Annotated in this window: 15 protein-coding genes and 1 pseudogene; 7 read left to right on the top strand and 9 right to left on the bottom strand. The window is 65.9% G+C overall.

Features of this window, described 5'->3' with window-relative positions; all coding sequences use genetic code 11:
• Positions 1-73: 73 nt before the first annotated feature.
• Both FFS08_RS00345 and katG read right to left on the bottom strand, forming a co-directional pair.
• Positions 74-1,309: an MgtC/SapB family protein gene (locus FFS08_RS00345; protein WP_086129762.1), complete on the bottom strand. Its 1,236-nt coding sequence runs from the start codon at positions 1,307-1,309 to the stop codon at positions 74-76.
• 179 nt (positions 1,310-1,488) lie between these two features.
• Positions 1,489-3,651 carry a catalase/peroxidase HPI gene (gene katG / locus FFS08_RS00340; RefSeq protein WP_241213352.1) on the bottom strand — a complete coding sequence of 721 codons (2,163 nt, stop codon included), beginning with the start codon at positions 3,649-3,651 and terminating at the stop codon, positions 1,489-1,491.
• A 395-nt stretch (positions 3,652-4,046) separates the two neighbouring features.
• Between katG and FFS08_RS00335 the strand changes: the two genes are divergently transcribed.
• From FFS08_RS00335 to FFS08_RS00320, 4 genes and pseudogenes are all read left to right on the top strand, one after another.
• Positions 4,047-4,520 (top strand): hypothetical protein, encoded by a 474-nt coding sequence (locus FFS08_RS00335; RefSeq protein WP_137861105.1) that lies wholly within the window; start codon positions 4,047-4,049, stop codon positions 4,518-4,520.
• Positions 4,502-4,816: pseudogene (locus FFS08_RS00330) on the top strand (YeeE/YedE family protein); the annotation flags it as partial. The gene FFS08_RS00335 and the pseudogene FFS08_RS00330, both read left to right, overlap by 19 nt.
• Entirely contained in the window at positions 4,813-5,229 is a 417-nt protein-coding gene (locus FFS08_RS00325) for a DUF6691 family protein (RefSeq protein ID WP_241213353.1), read from the top strand. The pseudogene FFS08_RS00330 and the gene FFS08_RS00325, both read left to right, overlap by 4 nt.
• On the top strand, positions 5,226-6,116 hold the full coding sequence (locus FFS08_RS00320; RefSeq protein WP_206431121.1) for an alpha/beta hydrolase: 891 nt from the start codon (positions 5,226-5,228) through the stop codon (positions 6,114-6,116). The genes FFS08_RS00325 and FFS08_RS00320 overlap by 4 nt, the downstream gene beginning before the upstream one ends.
• A 179-nt stretch (positions 6,117-6,295) precedes the next feature.
• On the opposite strand, the gene FFS08_RS00315 is transcribed toward FFS08_RS00320, so the two are convergent.
• From FFS08_RS00315 to FFS08_RS00285, 7 genes are all read right to left on the bottom strand, one after another.
• Complete coding sequence (locus tag FFS08_RS00315) at positions 6,296-7,597, bottom strand: sensor histidine kinase (RefSeq protein ID WP_137861106.1); 1,302 nt, start codon at positions 7,595-7,597, stop codon at positions 6,296-6,298.
• A gap of 70 nt (positions 7,598-7,667) precedes the next feature.
• Positions 7,668-7,880 (bottom strand): hypothetical protein, encoded by a 213-nt coding sequence (locus FFS08_RS00310; protein WP_086129769.1) that lies wholly within the window; start codon positions 7,878-7,880, stop codon positions 7,668-7,670.
• Positions 7,881-8,007: 127 nt separating this feature from the next.
• Positions 8,008-9,249 (bottom strand): N-succinylarginine dihydrolase, encoded by a 1,242-nt coding sequence (locus tag FFS08_RS00305; RefSeq protein ID WP_171012414.1) that lies wholly within the window; start codon positions 9,247-9,249, stop codon positions 8,008-8,010.
• Entirely contained in the window at positions 9,249-10,259 is a 1,011-nt protein-coding gene (locus FFS08_RS00300) for an arginine N-succinyltransferase (protein ID WP_137861108.1), read from the bottom strand. The genes FFS08_RS00305 and FFS08_RS00300 overlap by 1 nt, the downstream gene beginning before the upstream one ends.
• Entirely contained in the window at positions 10,256-11,464 is a 1,209-nt protein-coding gene (locus tag FFS08_RS00295; protein ID WP_137861109.1) for a hydrolase, read from the bottom strand. The genes FFS08_RS00300 and FFS08_RS00295 overlap by 4 nt, the downstream gene beginning before the upstream one ends.
• A gap of 102 nt (positions 11,465-11,566) precedes the next feature.
• Positions 11,567-12,478, bottom strand: a complete 912-nt coding sequence (locus tag FFS08_RS00290) for a DUF481 domain-containing protein (protein WP_137861110.1) — start codon at positions 12,476-12,478, stop codon at positions 11,567-11,569.
• A 44-nt stretch (positions 12,479-12,522) separates the two neighbouring features.
• On the bottom strand, positions 12,523-13,002 hold the full coding sequence (locus tag FFS08_RS00285; RefSeq protein ID WP_137861111.1) for an RNA pyrophosphohydrolase: 480 nt from the start codon (positions 13,000-13,002) through the stop codon (positions 12,523-12,525).
• Between the two features lie 140 nt (positions 13,003-13,142).
• On the opposite strand from FFS08_RS00285, the gene FFS08_RS00280 reads away from it, so the two are divergent.
• The 3 genes from FFS08_RS00280 to FFS08_RS00270 all read left to right on the top strand — a co-directional run bounded on the left by FFS08_RS00280 (position 13,143) and on the right by FFS08_RS00270 (position 17,259).
• A complete protein-coding gene (locus FFS08_RS00280) occupies positions 13,143-14,051 on the top strand; it encodes a histone deacetylase family protein (RefSeq protein WP_137861161.1) in 909 nt (302 codons plus the stop codon).
• 78 nt (positions 14,052-14,129) lie between these two features.
• Complete coding sequence (locus FFS08_RS00275; RefSeq protein WP_137861112.1) at positions 14,130-16,073, top strand: 2-oxoacid:acceptor oxidoreductase subunit alpha; 1,944 nt, start codon at positions 14,130-14,132, stop codon at positions 16,071-16,073.
• 151 nt (positions 16,074-16,224) lie between these two features.
• On the top strand, positions 16,225-17,259 hold the full coding sequence (locus FFS08_RS00270; RefSeq protein ID WP_137861113.1) for a 2-oxoacid:ferredoxin oxidoreductase subunit beta: 1,035 nt from the start codon (positions 16,225-16,227) through the stop codon (positions 17,257-17,259).
• Positions 17,260-17,309: the final 50 nt, after the last annotated feature.

Here is a 17,309-nt window from a genome sequence, read left to right as displayed (position 1 = left end):
GCCGCGGCTCTCGTTTGACTGGCGCTGGGAAGTGCGCGCGCATGGACCAACCCCTCCGACGTGGTGCATTGTGTCAGCCAACAAAGACCGTCAGCCATGCCGCGCCGATGATCAGTAACTGGGCTGGAATGACACGGGCGGCAAAGGCGCGCGTTCCCACCGTTGCGGAAAAGAAAATCTTGGCGAGGGTACTGGTGGTGCAGGCGGTCAGGATAGGAAGGATGGCTTGCGGCGCGGCCATCGTGCCGTCGGCGACCTGTGCCGCTAATGAAATCACCGCGGCATGAACGTCCAGCACCCCGCCGATCGCGGCTACGGCGATAAGCCCAGCATCCCCGAACCAGGCTCTGAGGGCCGCTGCGGACATCAGCATGATCGCCACCGTGGCGGCAAAGGTCAGTGCCATCAGCAGATTGAAGGACCTGCTCATTCTCGGCGGTTCAGCCGTAACCTCGCGCCAGGCCGCGAGGGTCAACCATCCGCCCGACAAAAGTGCGGCCAGTCCGGCTGCGCCCACCGGCAGGATGGTAGCAAGAAAGGTACGATGGTCCGTTGCCTCGATCACCACGGCCATCTGCGCATAATTGGCGACGGTCGATAGAACCGCCGCTGCCGCACCCGCCGCGGCGGAGGCGGGATTGGCGCGAACCCAGGCACCCATGGCCCCGATAGTTGCCGAGCTGGAAACGAGCCCCGAGATGAGGCCTAGTGCGGGCACCCCCAGGCGCGCACCCAATAGCCGCGTCGCCACCTGGCCCAGCGCGTTGATCCCGAGGATCATGACAACGACCATCCAGATCGAATGCGGATTGAGCGCGTCGAATGGCCCCATCTGCCGGTCCGGCAACATCGGCAGCACGATCAGGGTGGCGCCGGCGATCAGCAGGATATCCGCAATCTCGTCCGCGCTGATCGTCTGTCCGACGAAGCGATGGAGCGGATCGCGGGCTGCCAGCACGATCGCGATCAGCACCGCAAGAGCCCCCGCCAGCAACGGCGCAGTTACGGCAAGCGCCCCAAGCAGCGTAGTGGCGACGAGGCTAACTTCCGTGGTGATGCCGGGGTCGGTTGTATTGCGCCTGCGCCAACTGCTCAGCAGGGCCAGCGCGGTCATGCACAGCATCACGATCGCGATCATCCACTGCTGCGGCATCAGAGCTGCACCACAGCCCAGTAAGGCAGCGATCGTGAAGGTGCGCAGCCCCGCTGCGGCCGGACGGTGGACCTTGCGCCGCTCGCGCTCCGCTCCGATCAACAGGCCGATGCCCAGCGCAACCGGGAGGTGGTGAATGAGGCCGACGTCGTCCATGGACAGGGTTCTGTGCTCCTACGCGCCGAGCTAGAGGCAAGCACTTCAAAACCCCTCGCCACGATGCACTGACAATCAACTCGGACCACTCGGTGGCGGCTGGCCACGGGAGGATCGGGAGCGGCGGCGCCAGGGGGCAACGCCGCCGCTCCACGTCCAACCAATAGCTAGAAGGTCGCCTAACTACGGTCGGCGTTCATGACCTTGGTCCAGGCCCGCACGAAGTCGTCCACAAACTTCTGCTTCGCATCGTCCGAGGCATAGACTTCGGACACCGCGCGCAGCTCTGAATTGGAGCCGAACACGAGATCCACCGGGGTGGCCGTCCACTTCGCGGCGCCGGACGCGCGGTCCTTGCCTTCGTAGAGCCCCGGCGAGCCGACCGACTTCACCCAGACCGTGTTCATCGACAGCAGGTTGACAAAGAAGTCGTTGGACAGGTTGCCGGGGCGAGCGGTGAAGACACCATGTCGAGTGTTTCCGGCATTGGCGCCGAGCGAGCGCATACCACCGACGAGCACCGTCATTTCGGCGACCGTCAGGCCAAGGCTATCGGCCTTGTCGACCAGCGATTCAGCCGGGCCGAGATCGGCCCTAGCCGAATAGTAGTTGCGGAATCCATCGGCCTTCGGTTCGAGGAAGGCGAAGGAGGCAACGTCGGTCTGTGTCTGCAATGCATCGACCCGGCCCGGCGTGAAGGGGACCGAAACCCGCTGTCCTGCCCGATCCGCCGCCTGCTCGACAGCGGTGTTCCCGCCCAGCACGATGAGATCAGCCAGCGACACTTGCTTACCGTCCTTGCGGCCCTTGATGAAGTCCGCCTGGATGCGCGTGTAAGCCGCCAGCACCTTCTTCAGCTCTGCCGGATCGTTGACCACCCAATTGCGTTGCGGGTCGAGGCCGACGCGAGCGCCATTGGCGCCACCGCGGCCATCTGTGTCCCGGTAGGTCGAGGCCGAGGCCCAAGCCGCACGCACCAGTTCGCCGGTGGAGAGGCCGGAAGCGACGATCTTGGCCTTGAGCTGCGCGACGTCGTTGTTGTCGATCATCGCATAGTCAGCCTTGGGCAGCGGGTCTTGCCAGACGAAGGTCTGGTTCGGGACGTCCTTTCCGAGATAGCGGGTCTGCGGCCCGACGTCGCGGTGGGTCAGCTTGAACCAGGCGCGAGCGAAGGCGACGGCGAATTCTTCCGGATGCTCGCGCCAGCGCGAGGTGATCTTCCGGAAGCCCGGATCTTCCCGCATCGCGATGTCGGTGGTGAACATGATCGGCGCGTGCGTTTTGCCCGCGACATGGGCGTCGGGCACCAGGGCCGTCGCTGCCGGGTCGCTGGGCACCCACTGCACCGCGCCGGCGGGGCTCTTGGTCTTCACCCAGGTGAAGCCGTAGAGGTTGTCGAGATACTGCGTGGTGAAGGTGATCGGATTGGCCGACCATGCGCCTTCCAGGCCGCTGGAGACCGTATCTTCCGCATTGCCCTTACCGCATTTGTTGGCCCAGCCGAGGCCCTGCTGTTCGATCGGCGCGACGCCGGGATCGCCGCCGACGCAATCATCGGGTTTATGCGCGCCATGCGCTTTGCCGAAGGTATGGCCACCAGCGATCAGCGCGGCGGTTTCCTCGTCGCTCATTGCCATGGCTCCGAAGGCACGGCGAATATCAGCCGCCGCCGCCAACGGATCGGGATTACCGCTCGGACCTTCGGGATTGACGTAGATAAGACCCATCTGTGTCGCTGCCAGCGGTCCGCGAAGATTACCCTTCTCGTCCCGCCGTTCGTCCATCATCATCTTGGTTTCCGGTCCCCAGAAGACGAGGTCCGGCTGCCAGGCATCGACGCGGCCGCCCGCGAAGCCGATGGTCTTGAAGCCCATATCCTCTAGGGCGACGTTGCCGGTCAGAACCATCAGGTCGCCCCAGGAGAGCTTGCGGCCATATTTCTGCTTGATCGGCCAGATTAGCCGGCGCGCCTTGTCGAGGCTCACATTGTCGGGCCAGCTATTCAGCGGCTCGAAACGCTGCTCGCCACCACCGGCGCCGCCGCGGCCGTCCCCGGTGCGATAGGTGCCCGCACCATGCCAGGCCATGCGGATGAAGAAGGGGCCATAATGCCCATAATCCGCAGGCCACCACGGCTGCGAAGTGGTCAAAACCTTGCGGATGTCGGCTTTGACCGCATCGAGATCAAGCGAGGCGAATTCCTTCGCATAGTCATAGTCCGCACCATAGGGATTGGATTGCGCTTCGTGCTGACGCAACGACCTCAGATCGAGGCTTTTGGGATACCATTCCTTGGCCGTCGGTGCCGCGCTTTGGGCGAAGGCGGCCGGCGAGATCGCCATGACGGCTATCGCCAATAAAGATATTGTTGTCCTACGCATTATGTCCTCCTGTTGTGGTTGAAGAAGTGGGAGTCCCGTGGACGGTTGGGCCGCCCGTGCCGCCCGTGCCGCCCGTGCCGCACGACAGCAGGCGCCGCCATACAAAATCGGAATTAGGGGAGGGGATGACGCGACCGTTCATTGGGCCGGGGATTTCAGGTAGGCGGTCAGCGCCGCGCGATCGGCGGGTTTCGACGGACCTATGATGGGATCGCAGTTTGCTCATCATGTCCTCACAAGGCGGCATGGGGATTCCAAACTTTCCTGACGGAACCCTGACGAGCCGTATCGTTCAATCATGTGGGCAACATTCGGGATGTAAGCCGACTTCTTGTCGGTCAGCATCGGAGCTTGAATTGGCGGGGATTGCCAATTCTAGCCGGATCATGACTTCCTTCCTCCTCTTGTTCCTGATCGTTTTGGGCATCAACCTCCTGCCTGCCTTCGGACCACCCACCTGGTCGATCATCGTCTTCTATGGTCTAAACAGTGAGCTGCCGATCGCATCGATCGTCATCGTTAGCGCGCTTGCCGCCGCCTTGGGGCGGCTGTTGCTCGCCCATAGCTTCCGGTTTCTCGGCGGCCGCCTACCGGAAAAACAGAAGCGCAATCTCGGCGCTGCGCGCGAAGCGCTAGAAGCGCGGCCGCGCAATATGATCCTCGGGCTTGGTTTGTTTGCTCTGTCGCCCTTGCCATCAGCGCAATTGTTTGCCGCGGCGGGACTGGCAAAGGTACGCCTTCTTCACTTCACTGCCGCGTTTTTCGCAGGCCGCCTCGTCTCCTATTCGATCTACGCGGCGACCGCTAAGGGGCGCGTGCCATCGGACTAGCCGACAACGGCGCGCCGCGTGGAATCGCGACCGCGTTCATCCTCGGCCTGCCGCTCGGCGCGCTGATCGTTTCGCTGCGGGGGGCTATCGACGCCAGCTTTCCCGGACCCAGCCTGCTCGTGGTCGCTGGTCTTCTGGTCGGCTTCGGCACGCGTCTCGGTTCGGGTTGCACCAGCGGTCACGGCGTCTGCGGGGTCTCGCGCCTGTCGCTGCGCTCTGTGCTTGCGACTGCTCTTTTCATGGCCAGCGGCTTTGCCACGGTCGCCATCATGCGTTTGGCCGGTTGGGTCGCATGAAGGCGATCCTGGCCTTGATCTCGGGCATGCTGTTCGGTGCCGGGCTTGCCATCTCAGGTATGGCCGATCCGGCGCGCGTTCATAGCTTCCTAGACCTGTTCGGACGCTGGGACCCGACGCTGGCATTCGTCATGGGTGGCGCGATCATTCCGATGGCGATCGCATGGATAATCCAGCGACGTCTGGAACGCCCTTTGGCCGACGCTGCCTTCAATCTGCCCGAGACGCGCGAGTTGAACGGAAAGCTTGCGCTTGGAGCGATCCTGTTCGGCATGGGCTGGGGCGTGGGCGGGCTATGTCCTGGCCCCGCATCCTTAAGCGCCGCCGCGGCATCCACCTTGCCATCGTGGAGCCGAGCGCGGACCACTACTATCAGCCGGGCTGGACGATGGTGGGCGCAAGGGGAGCGGTGATCCCGCTCTATCCCAAGGGTAGCATTCCGGCGCTGGGCGTGCCCGAAGCTCGGGACACGCAACCGGACGGCGAAACGCTGATCTATGATGTCAGCGAACCAGCATTGGAACTGTTCCGGCCAGCGCCGGGGCAGGCGAACGGCACTGCCGTCATCGTCGCGCCAGGGGGCGGATTCGTGGCGCTGGGCTATACGCGCGGCGGAACGGAAATAGCGCAAGCGCTGGCCCGTCACGGCTTCACCGCGTTCGTTCTCAAATACCGGACGATCCGGAGCGGCGACGGCCCGATGCGGATGCCCGATGCCCATATGCGCGAGATGGACATGGTCATGGCGCGGGCGAAAGGCGGCGAGCCCGTCGAGATGCCGGCGTTCGCAGGCGAACCCCATGCGATCGAAGACGGCGCGCGCGGGGTAGCCATCGTGCGCCAACGCGCCGCCGAATGGGGCATCGATCCGCACAAGGTCGGCGTGATCGGTTTCTCGGCGGGGGCCTATCTCGCGGCCGATCTAGCGATCGGCGCGAAGCCGTCGCGCCCTGACTTCGTCGGGCTGATCTATGGCGGTTTGCGCACCCCTGTCCCAGCAGATGCGCCCCCGGCGTTCATCGCCGGCGCTGCCGACGATGAGTATCAGCCGAACGATCCCATATTGCTCTATTCGGCTTGGCGACGAGCCGGAGCAGCCGCAGAGCTGCATCTGTACGAGCGCGGCGGGCACGGGTTCGATCTGCGTCCTCAGGGCACGACAAGCGACCACTGGTTCGATGAACTGATCTGGTGGTTGCAGGCACGCGGCCTCGTGACGCCGACGGGTAGCCCGGCTGACGCTCTTCGCACTACTATCGGCGGCGCACGGCGACACGCTGCATCAGCTGACGTGGAGTGACGGCGCTATAGTAGGGCAAACGGCGAGATATATTCGTTATGTTTATCCGGTGCGGGGCGCCATTAAAAACCCCGCTAGGCCAGTGGCTTAGCGGGGTTTTTATGTTTCGGGCCCCGGTGTCTGCAGGGCGAAGACCCCGCCCGGCGCTGGCGCAGGGCGAGGTCGAGGTTTGCGGGGCCTCAGGCCGTTGGCGGATTGCCCGGCAGGATCACGGTCACCCGCAGGCCGCCGATCGGCGAGCGGCTTGCTTCGATCCGTCCGTGATGCGCTTCCACGATCGCCCGGGCGGTCGCCAGGCCCAGGCCGGAGGCCGCCGATTCGTCGGCGCGGTCCGAACTGCGGTAGAAGGGCTCGAACAGGCGCTGGGCGAGCATCACGTCCACGCCGGGCGCATTGTCGTCGATGATGAGCCGCCAGGCGTCGCGCGAGCTCTCCAGCCCCAGCACGATCCGGCCGTTGCGCGGCGTGTAGCGCAGCGAATTGTCGATCAGCGCGCCGAACAGCTGCTCGATGCGTGCGCCGTCCCATTTCACGATCACCGTATATTCGGGAAGCGTGCTCGTCTCCAGCCGCACGCCCTGCGCCTCGGCGCGCTTGCGATCGGCATAGATGGCGTTGTGGATCAGCGCGCGCGGATCGACCGAAGCGAAGGTGACGGGCAGGCGGCCGAGATCGGCGAGCGCAACGGCGTTCAGGTCTTCGGCCATGTGGATCAGCCGGCGGGTATCCTCCTCGATCGCGCCGATCAGCTCGGGCGGAAGCGGCGGCTGCACTTCGCACAGCTTGATGAAATGCTCGCCCATATTCTCGGTCGGGCCCTTCAGTTCGCCCGAGATCGAGACGAGCCAGGTACGGCGCGCGGTCTCCAACCGGCTGAACTGGCTGGCGATACGGCGCAGATTGCGCATCGTCGCCACGACTTCGGCCGGGCCTTCCTCGTCGAAATAGAGGTCAAGATCGCCGTTCACCACGTCGCGGCTCATCCGGTAGAGCTGCAGCTGCGGCCTGGACCAGCGCCGGGCGAAGACATAGGCCATCAACAGCAGCAGCACGAACAGCACCACGATAATCGCGGCCACGCCGATATATTGGGTGGCAAGCACCCGCCGATCCTGGTCGGACAGTTCCGGCGGTCGGACGATCCGCGCGGTCGCCACGGTGCGGCCATCGACCTGGACGGGGCGTTCGGCCCGCGGCGCCAGAGAGGTGGTCGGCCCGGCGATCGCGTGGCCCTGCGGGTCCACGAGCAGGACGCGGCCGGCGAGCGGCCCCGGCAGCTGCGCAACCTGATCCAGCGGGCGCCCCGCGCGCGCGGCTTCCGCCGCGACCTGGACGAAGGCATCGAGCCGCTCACGGTCGCGCTGGACCAGCTCGGCCTGCTGGCTTTCGTGCATCACGAACACCATGAGGCCACCCGGCACGATCGCCGCCAGCAGCGCCTGCGCCGCCAAAGAGGAAAAGATACCTCGAAACAAACGCACGCGCTCAGAACCTCCCCACGGGCCAGCTGGCCGGCCCTAGCTCCCGACTATTACAGACGCAATTCCCCGCTCAATCCGGAACATCGAAGCTGTCCAGTATCTTGGCCCCCGCCATGAATACCGCAATCGGGCATAGCGCGAACAGCATCCAGCCGCCCCAGCCCGGAAACTTCCCCAGATAATGGACCCCGCGCTCGGTCGCCCCGCAAGCAAGGCCATAGATGACGAGAAAGGCCTCGAACTTGGTCTTGATCGTGAACAGGCGCCGAATACGATAGAGCATGGGAAAGGTTAAGCAAGCGCCGGGCCAAGCGCCAAAATACGTAGTTTCGCGTTAAATTAGATAGTTAACTGTCAATTATCCCGACAGGCCGGCGACAGCCGGCCAGCCGCTCCTGTCGAACGCATCGCTAGGGAAGCTCGGAAATCCCCAGCGTGTCGAGCAGCGCCTCGCGCGCGGCTTCGACCTGGGCGATCAACTCGGGATCGGCGATCGAATCGAAGGGAATCGCCTCCGGCCAATGTGATTCGATCACTCTGGCGATGTGATCGAGTTTCCCGTCGTCCACCAGGAAACGCGGATCGACCGTCGTGGGATCGCAGACCACGCGCAGGCGCAAACAGGCAGGTCCGCCGCCATTGGCCATGGATTGGCGAACATCGACCACTTCGAGCCGCCGGATCGGTCCGTTCCCGGCGACATGCTCTTGCAGCCAGCGCCATACCGAAGGCGTGTCGCGCGCCTCGCCGGGCAGCACCAGCGCCATCTCGCCCGAGGGCAGGGTGACCAGCTGGGCGTTGAACAGATAGGATTTGATCGCGTCCGCGAGGCTCACCTGCGCGGCGGGCACCTCGACGATCTCGACTTCGGGCAGCATCGCGCGCAGGTCGGCGTGGAAGCGATCCTTGGCGGCGAAGGCCTGTTCATGCGCGAACAGCACGCGGCCGTTCGCCACTGCGACCACGTCGTTGTGGAACGCGCCTGCCGCGATCGCTTCCTCGGATTGCTGGACGAACAGCACGCGCTCGAGCCGATGCCGCCGCGCCACCGCCGCGCTCGCATCGGGATGCTGGCGCGCGGGGAAGGGGCCGCCCGAGATGCCATAGACGAACACTTCGACGCCCGGCGCGTCATGGCCGGCGGCGAGCCGCATGTGGTTGGCCGCGCCCTCGTCGCCGAATGGCGCCGGCACCGGGCCGTGCACGGCGAAGGCAGGGTCGGCGAAGGCGAGGCGGAGCTGTGCCAGCGTCTCGGGCCATTCATGGCTGCGATGGGGCATGGTCACCAGGTTGGCGACGCTCAGGTGGCATTTGCCGTCCGCCGTGTCGGGCGCAGGCGAGACGGTCGCGGCGTTGGCGGCCCACATCGGCGAGGCGGAGAGCGCCTGGGCCTGGGTGTGCGGTGGCGCATCCTCGTAATGCGCGCCGAGGCTGGCGAGCCAGCGACGGTCGGGCCGGGCATGGGGAAGCAGAATGCCCTGGGTGAGCCCGAGCGCCAGGTTGGCGCGCATCTTGGCGATTCCCTGCAGCGCCGCGGCACGCGGGAACGAAGTCTCGCCCCGATTGCGCGTCGCCGCGAGATTGCCGTGGCTCAGCCCGGCATAATTGTGGCTCGGGCCGATGATCCCGTCGAAGTTGACCTCGATCAGCATCAGCGCGCCACGTGCATGATTTCGTCGCCGCCGCCGATGCCGAGCAGCTCGGCTGTCCGCGGGTCGATCGCGACACCGCCCTCGCGCTCGGCCACGCGGCCCTGGGTCACGCGGAACTGCTGGAGCTTGCCCGTGGCCACCAAGGCGGCCTCGCCACCGGCTTCGACGGCCACCACCTTGGCGGTCCGCGCGTCGCGCACCGTCCTTACCTGATCGGTGCGGGCGGTCATCGTCGGGCCGCCGTCGAAGATGTCGACATAGCGCTCCCAGGCGAAACCCTCGCTCTCCAGCATCCGCATCGCGGCACGGCCGGAAGGGTGGGGCAGGCCGATCACGCTGCGTGCGCTTTCCTGCAGCATCGCCGTGTAGATCGGGTGCTTGGGCATCAGATCGGCGATGAACTGGTTGCCGTGAATGGCATTGAAGCTGTCGGCCTCCTGGAAGTTCATTCCGAAGAAGCGCCCGGCGACCCCGTCCCAGAAGGGCGATCCGCCCGCTTCGTCGATCACGCCGCGCAGCTCGGCGAGGATCCGCTCGGCGAAGCGGTTGCGATGCCGGGCAATGAACAGGTAGCGGCTGCGCGCCAGCAGCATGCCGAGCCCGCCGGCCCGCTCGCCGGGGTGCAGGAACAGTCCGCCGACTTCGCTCGCTCCTTCCAGGTCGTTGACCAGGCTGAGCGTCTCGGCGCGGAAGGTGCGGCCCAGTTCCTCGCTATGCTTGGTCTCGGTGGCGAGGCGATAGGAATAGAAGGGCCAGCGCTGCCCCACGGCGGTGAAGATCTGGCAGGTGCCGCGCACCTCGCCGGTATCCAGGTTCTCAAGCACCAGCACGAAGACGTCGTCGCCGCTCTCGTCTTCGCCGCGATCGAAGGCGGCGTGGCTGCGCGCCAGCTTGGCGCGGAGCACTTCCTTCTCGGGCTGGAGATTGGTGAAGCCGCCGCCGGTCAGCTTCGCCATCTCGTAGAGCGCCTGCAGATCCTCGTCGCGGGCGGCACGGATCACGAAGCTCATATTTTCCCCTTCTCGGCGATGCGCAACATGGTGACGGCGGAGAGTGCGGCGCGCTCGGCCAGGCTCTCCGGGATCAGGAATTCGTCAGCGCTGTGGATGAGGCCGCCGCGCGCGCCCATCGTGTCGACCACCGGCACGCCGCATGCGGCGATGTTGTTGCCGTCGCATACGCCGCCGGAAAACTTCCATGCGACGGGAATGCCCAGGGCGGCGCCGGATGCCTTCACCAGCTCGAACAGCCTCTCGGCGCCGGGATCCAGCGGCTTTGGCGGCCGGTTGAAGCTGCCATGGACATGGATGCGCACGTCATGCTTGACCGAGACGATCGCCACGGCCTGGTCGATTGCGATCCGGGCGCGGGTGATCGCCTCGCTGTCCCCGGGACGGAAATTGACGCGCAGGATCGCCAGATCGGGTACGACATTGTTCGGCCCGCCGCCGTCGATCTTGGCCGGGTTCACCGCAAGGCCGGGAGCCTTGGCGTGATTGAGCCGCATCGCGAGATCCGCGGCGGCGACGAGCGCGTTGCGGCCCTCGTCCGGATTGCGCCCCGCATGGGCGGACTTGCCGTGCACCACGATCGAGAAATTGCCCGTGCCGCCCCGCGCGCCCGCCAGGGTGCCGTCGGGCAGCGCCGGCTCATAGGTGAGTGCCGCCACCTTGCCCTTGGCCGCCCCAGCGATCAGGCCGGCGGAGGAGAAGGAACCGGTCTCCTCGTCCGAATTGATCAGCACCTCATAGCCGATATGCGCGGCGAGCGGGCTTTCCTCCACTGCCTCCAGCGCGGCGAGCATCAGCGCCAGCCCGCCCTTCATGTCGGCGGCGCCCGGCGCGTTGAGGTTGCCGTCCGGTAGCCAGCGGTTCGCCTGGAACGGATGGTCCGCGCCGTACACCGTGTCCATGTGCCCGGTCAGCAGCAGTTGCACCGGCGCGTCGGGGCGCACCGCGAGGTGAAGGTGGTGGCCATGCGCCAGCGGCAGCACTTGCCCGTCGGCGGTCACGCTGCTGGCAGCCTCGGGCTCGACCAGCACGATGTCGCCGGGCAGGATGGAGAAGGCGTCGGCCAGCGCATCGGCCATGCGGGCGAGCCCGGCCAGATTGCGGGTGCCGCTGTTGATCGCCGTCCAGGCCTCGGTGCGCGCCAGCATCGGCGACGCCGCGGCCCTCTCCACTGCCGCGCATTCTGTCTTGGAAAGCTCGGTCATCCCGAGCCCCTAGCGCGTAAAACCCGCTTCGTCATCCCGGCGAAAGCTGGGATGTCATGCAGCCAGGGCATGCCCCCGGGGAAGCCAGTCGGAAGGAGCCAGTCAGAAATCGACGACGAGCGCCGCGCGGCTGGTGGTGTCGGTGGTTCTGCGGCCGAGCGGCGGCGTGCTTTCATACTGGAGCGAATAGCTGAACTGCGCCGACAGCGGCCCGATCAGCCGAGTGAGCAGTGCCGACTTGGACGACACGGTGCTGTTCGCGTCCTGCAGATAGGCCGAGGCGACCTGCGTCACGGAAATGCCCTTGGAGATCTTCCAGCCGAAATCGACGCTGCCGCGCGCCGCGGCATTCTTCTCGGCCGTGTCGTTGATGAAGCGCGTGTAGCGGAAGGCCGGACCGACTTCGACGTCGAGCTTCACCGCCGGCGACTTGATCGCGCTGTAGCCGATGCCGCTCGACAGCGAAACGCGGTCGGTGAATCCCGAGAAGCGGTCGCTCTCATATTGCGCGGCGCCATAGAGATAGGCCCGGTCGTCGAACTTCCAGTTGGGCTCGTAGGCGGCGAGATAGCGCTCGCGCGTCGTGATCCCCAGGCTTTCCTGGTAATCGGCCTGCACCCGCAGCTTGTGGCGCCATTGCAGCGCCTCGCGCTTGAGCTCGAGCGCTGCGGTGATGCCGACATTCTCGGTATTGCCGGTGGTGACATAGCCGCCCAGCTCGGCATGGCCCTTCACCAGCGCGAAGAAATCGGCGCTGCGGATCTTGGCCTGGGCCTTCTTGGTCCGCTCGTTGCGCCAGTCTGCCGCGATCTTCACCACCTGGTCGGCCGTCGCGGGCGAGGCGGTGCGGGCATATTTGACGATGACGGCAACGTCGTTCTCGTTGCCCGATTCCATCGCCGCCTCGAGCATGGCCTTGATCGTCGCCGGAACGACGGTCGGGTCGACCGTCGCGGAATCATCGTCCGGCGCGTTGGCGAGCAGTAGCGGCAGGGCAAGGAGCAGGGCGCGCATGAACGGGTCCGTATCGCCGTTATGGGAGCGAAACTAGGGCAGGATCAGACGAGATGTTGTCCAAAGACGGTCAACAGTTCCTTATAGAGCGCGCGCTTGAAGGGCACGATGATGTCCGGAAGGTCCTGCGGGGCGGCCCAGCGCCAGGCGCGGAACTCGGGCTCCGCGGTCTGGATGTCGACATCGGCATCCTCGCCCAGGAAGCGGAACAGGAACCAGCGCTGCCGCTGGCCGCGCCATTTGCCCTTCCACACCTTGCCCACCAGATCCTCCGGCAGGTCGTAATAGAGTTCGCCGGGCGCCTCGGCGATCAGCTCGGCCAGATCGCGGCGCACCCCGGTCTCTTCCCACAGCTCGCGCCAGGCGGCGTCGATCGGCGCCTCGCCCGGATCGATCCCACCCTGCGGCATCTGCCAGGCCTCGAGCACCGAATCGAGCCGCTGGCCGACAAATACCTGGCCGGCACGGTTGAGCAGCATCACGCCGGCACAGGGGCGATAGGGAAGGGAGGCAATGTCGGTCATGTTCTTCTCACTCCCCTCCCAGCAAGGGAGAGGCCGGGGGTGGGCAAAGTCCCGGCGATACGGCGGGCGGCGCAGTGTCGCGGTCCTCAACGCGTCCCTAGACCTTCCCTTCCGGGGAGGGGAATAGCTAAATGGATGCGGTGATCCATCTCGTCCACCATCCCGATTACGTCGCGCCCGCGCCGGCGCGCAGCCAATATCAATGGAACAAGAACGGCCTGGTCCGCGATCTGCTGCGCGAAGAAGGGCCCGTCTTCGCCTGGCACGAGCCCGAGCCGATGCCGCGCGCCTGGCTCGAAGCGGTGCACGATCCCGACTATGTCGAGGAGGTGTTGAACGCCGCGGTCCCGCCCGAGAAGGAACGCCGCATCGGCTTCCCCGTCACCCCCGAAGTCGCGCGTCGGTCCCAGGCCGTACCCGGCGGCACCTATCTGGCCGCCCGGCTCGCGCTGGAGCACGGCTATGCGGCCAACACCGCGGGTGGCAGCCACCATGCCCTGGCCGATACCGGCGCGGGCTTCTGCGTGTTCAACGATCTGGCCATCGCCGCGACCCGGCTGGCGGAGGAGGGTCACCGCGTCCTGATCGTCGATTGCGACGTCCATCAGGGCGACGGCACCGCTGCGCTCACGGCGGGACGGCCCGAGATCGCCACCTATTCGATCCACGCAGAGAAGAACTTTCCGGTCCGCAAGGCGCGCTCGACGCTCGACGTGCCGCTGCCCGACGGGGTGGGCGACGAGGAATATCTCGAAACGCTGGCGCGCACGCTGACGCCCCTGCTCGACGGTTTCTCCCCCGATCTCGTCCTCTATCAGGCCGGCGTCGATCCGCTTGCCGGCGACCGGCTCGGTCGCCTGTCGCTCAGCTATGGGGGGTTGATCGACCGTGACCGCTGGCTGGCTGGCGCCATGACGTCACGCGGCATCCCCTTCGCCAGTGCGCTGGGCGGCGGCTATGGCGAGGATGCGCTCGAAGTCTCGCAGCGCCATGTCGCCTCCATCCTGGCCCTGGGTGGCAGGGCCGCGAAGGCGCCTTTGCGGGGCTGAGGGCATTTTCTACTTTGGGTTGGAGGAAATTGGGGCGTACACATCTCTGTAACGATAGAAAACCGCAGGATATCGGCCATGGCGACTGCCGCGCACACGCTCACGCCCGAAGAGGCGTCGGCGCATCCCGCACCCGAAGCGATCGTGGTTCGCTTCGCCGGCGATTCCGGCGACGGCATGCAGCTTACCGGCGGCCAGTTCACGCTGTCGACCGCACTGGCCGGCAACGACCTCGCCACCTTCCCGGATTTCCCCGCCGAGATCCGCGCGCCGCAGGGCACGCTGTTCGGGGTCTCCGCCTTCCAGATCAATTTCGGTTCGGCCCAGATCGACACCGCGGGCGACCAGCCCGACGTGCTCGTCGCAATGAACCCGGCCGCGCTCAAGACCAATGTCGAAGCGCTGAAGCCCGGCGGCCTGATCATCGCCGATGAGGGCGAGTTCGGCCAGCGCAACCTCGACAAGGCGAAATACGCCGCCAATCCGCTCGAGGACGGCAGCCTCGCCAAGTGGCAATTGCTGAAGCTCAACATCTCCCAGCTCACCCTGGATGCGGTGAAGCCCTTCGGCCTCGGCAACAAGGAAGCGCTGCGCTGCAAGAACATGTGGACGCTCGGGCTGGCGCTCTGGATGTTCGATCGCGACCGCCAGCCGCTGGTCGACTGGCTCAAGGCCAAGTTCGCCAAGGCGCCCGGGCTGGCCGAGGCGAACATCGCCGCGCTGAACGCCGGCCATGCCTATGGCGAGACGGCCGAGCTGGGGGCAATGGGCATCAGCCAGCGTCACGTCGCCGCCGCCCCCGCCGAGCCGGGGCTTTATCGGACCGTGACCGGTGCCGAATCGATCTCGCTCGGCCTGGTCGCGGGCGCGCAGCTGGCGAACCTGCCGATGTTCTTCGGCGGCTATCCGATCACCCCGGCCAGCGCGATCCTGCACACGCTGTCGCGCTACAAGGAATATGACGTCACCACCTTCCAGGCGGAGGACGAGATCGCCGCGGTCGCCTCGGCGCTGGGCAGCGCCTATGCGGGCAGCCTTGGCGTCACTTGCTCGTCGGGGCCCGGCATCGCGCTCAAGACGGAAGCGATCGGCCTGGCGATCATGACCGAATTGCCGCTGGTGATCGTCAACGCCCAGCGCGGCGGCCCCTCGACCGGACTTCCCACGAAAACTGAGCAGTCCGATCTATATCAAGCAGTTTACGGCAGAAATGGTGACGCACCGGTCCCGGTGATCGCCGCGCGCTCGGCCGCCGACTGCTTCGACGTCGCGATCGAGGCGGTGCGTATCGCCACGCAATATATGACTCCGGTGATGCTGCTCACCGATGGCTATCTCCAGAATGCCGCCGAGCCCTGGAAGGTGCCGGACATGAGCAGCTATGCGCCGTTCCCGGTGACCTTCCACACCGAAGTCCCGCCCGAGGGTGAGAAGTTCCAGCCCTATGGCCGGGACGCGAAGCTCAAGCGCCCTTGGGTGAAACCGGGCACGCCGGGCCTGCTCCATCGCATCGGCGGCATCGAGAAGGCGCAGGGGTCGGGCAATATCGACTATTCCCCCGCCAACCATCAGGCGATGACCGACACGCGCCGCGACAAGGTGCTGGGCATCGAGGTGCCCGATCAGGCAGTCGAGCAGGGCCGGGCGGGCGGCAAGCTCGTCGTGGTCGGCTGGGGCTCCACCTATGGCCCGATCGCCCAGGCGGTGCGGCGAGCGCGGGGCAGGGGGCATGACGTCAGCCATGTCCATATCCGCCACATCTGGCCGCTTCCGAAGAATCTTGGTGCACTTTTAAAGAGTTACGAGCATGTTCTCGTACCGGAAATGAATACCGGCCAGCTCAAGACGCTGCTGCGCGACCAGTATCTCGTCGATGCCAGGTCGCTCACCAAGGTCTCCGGCCAGCCCTTCCGCATCGCCGAGATCGAAGCGGCGATCGCGCAGCATATCGGCGCGGACTTCGACCAGGAGCTCCCGCCCGGCGGCAGCCAGCTTCCCAGCCCGGAGGCGGTGAACCCTTGAGCGTGACCCCTGCTTGCCCAGCTTGCGGCGAAACCGAGACGGAAGCGGATGACCATGGCATCTGCGGCGTTTGCGGCCGTGCCGGCGGGGCCAGCCACATGTCGTTGAACGAAGCACGCGCACAATGGCGTGCGACTGGGAAGCGAGTGCAATGAACGAGATCACCACGATCAAGCCGAGCACCCCCAAGGACTGGGAGACCGACCAGGAGGTCCGCTGGTGCCCCGGCTGCGGCGACTATGCGATCCTCAAGGCCGTACAGCGCACCATGCCCGAGCTGGGCGTCTCGCCGGAGAACACGGTGTTCGTCAGCGGCATCGGCTGCTCGTCGCGTTTCCCCTATTACATGGAGACTTATGGCTTCCACACCATCCACGGCCGCGCGCCGGCGGTGGCGACGGGAGTGAAGCTCGCCAATCCGGATCTCGATGTGTGGATCATCACCGGCGACGGCGATGCGCTGTCGATCGGCGGCAACCACACGATGCACCTGCTCAGGCGCAACCTGAACTGCCAGTTCCTGCTGTTCAACAACGAGATCTACGGCCTTACCAAGGGCCAATATTCGCCGACGAGCCGCGAAGGCACGCGTTCGCCCTCCACGCCGTTCGGCTCGGTAGATCATCCCGCCAAGCCCTGCGCCTTTGCGCTGGGGGCCGGAGCCCGCTTCGTCGCGCGCGGGATCGACGTGCACAAGAACCTGCCGAGCGTCCTCAAGGCCGCCCATGCCCATCAGGGCGCGGCGTTCGTCGAGATCTTCCAGAATTGCATCGTCTACAATGACGAGGTCTTCGAACCCTTCACTGCCAAGCCCAATGCCGCGCTCGGCCAGCTCTGGGTCGAGCATGGCCAGCCGATGCTGTTCGCCGGCGGCACCAAGGGGATCGCGCTCGACAGGGAAAGGCTGACCCTCAAGGTCGTCGACGTGACCGACGGCGATTGGGCGGGGGCGGAGGTGATCGTCCACAACGTCACCAATCGCGCCATCGCCCATATGCTGGTGGAGATGCCGTTCGGCCCGTTCCCGATGGCGCTCGGCGTGCTCTACGACGATCCTGCGCCCACCTTCGAGAGCGCAGTCGTCGCCCAGAACAGGGCGGCGAGCGTGGGCAAGACCGCCGATCTCCAGAAGCTCGTCTCCAGGGGCCAGACCTGGATGGTCGACAAGGAGCCGCACAAACTCTGATTGTTATCGCTATCGGCTTGCATTGGGCGCGGCCGGCCCTATCGCACCGT

It is taken from the genome of Sphingomonas sp. 1F27F7B (genome assembly GCF_005503355.1).
Classification (GTDB): domain Bacteria; phylum Pseudomonadota; class Alphaproteobacteria; order Sphingomonadales; family Sphingomonadaceae; genus Sphingomonas.
Note: the sequence above shows the minus strand (reverse complement) of the source record. Positions and strands in the feature narration are given on the sequence as shown.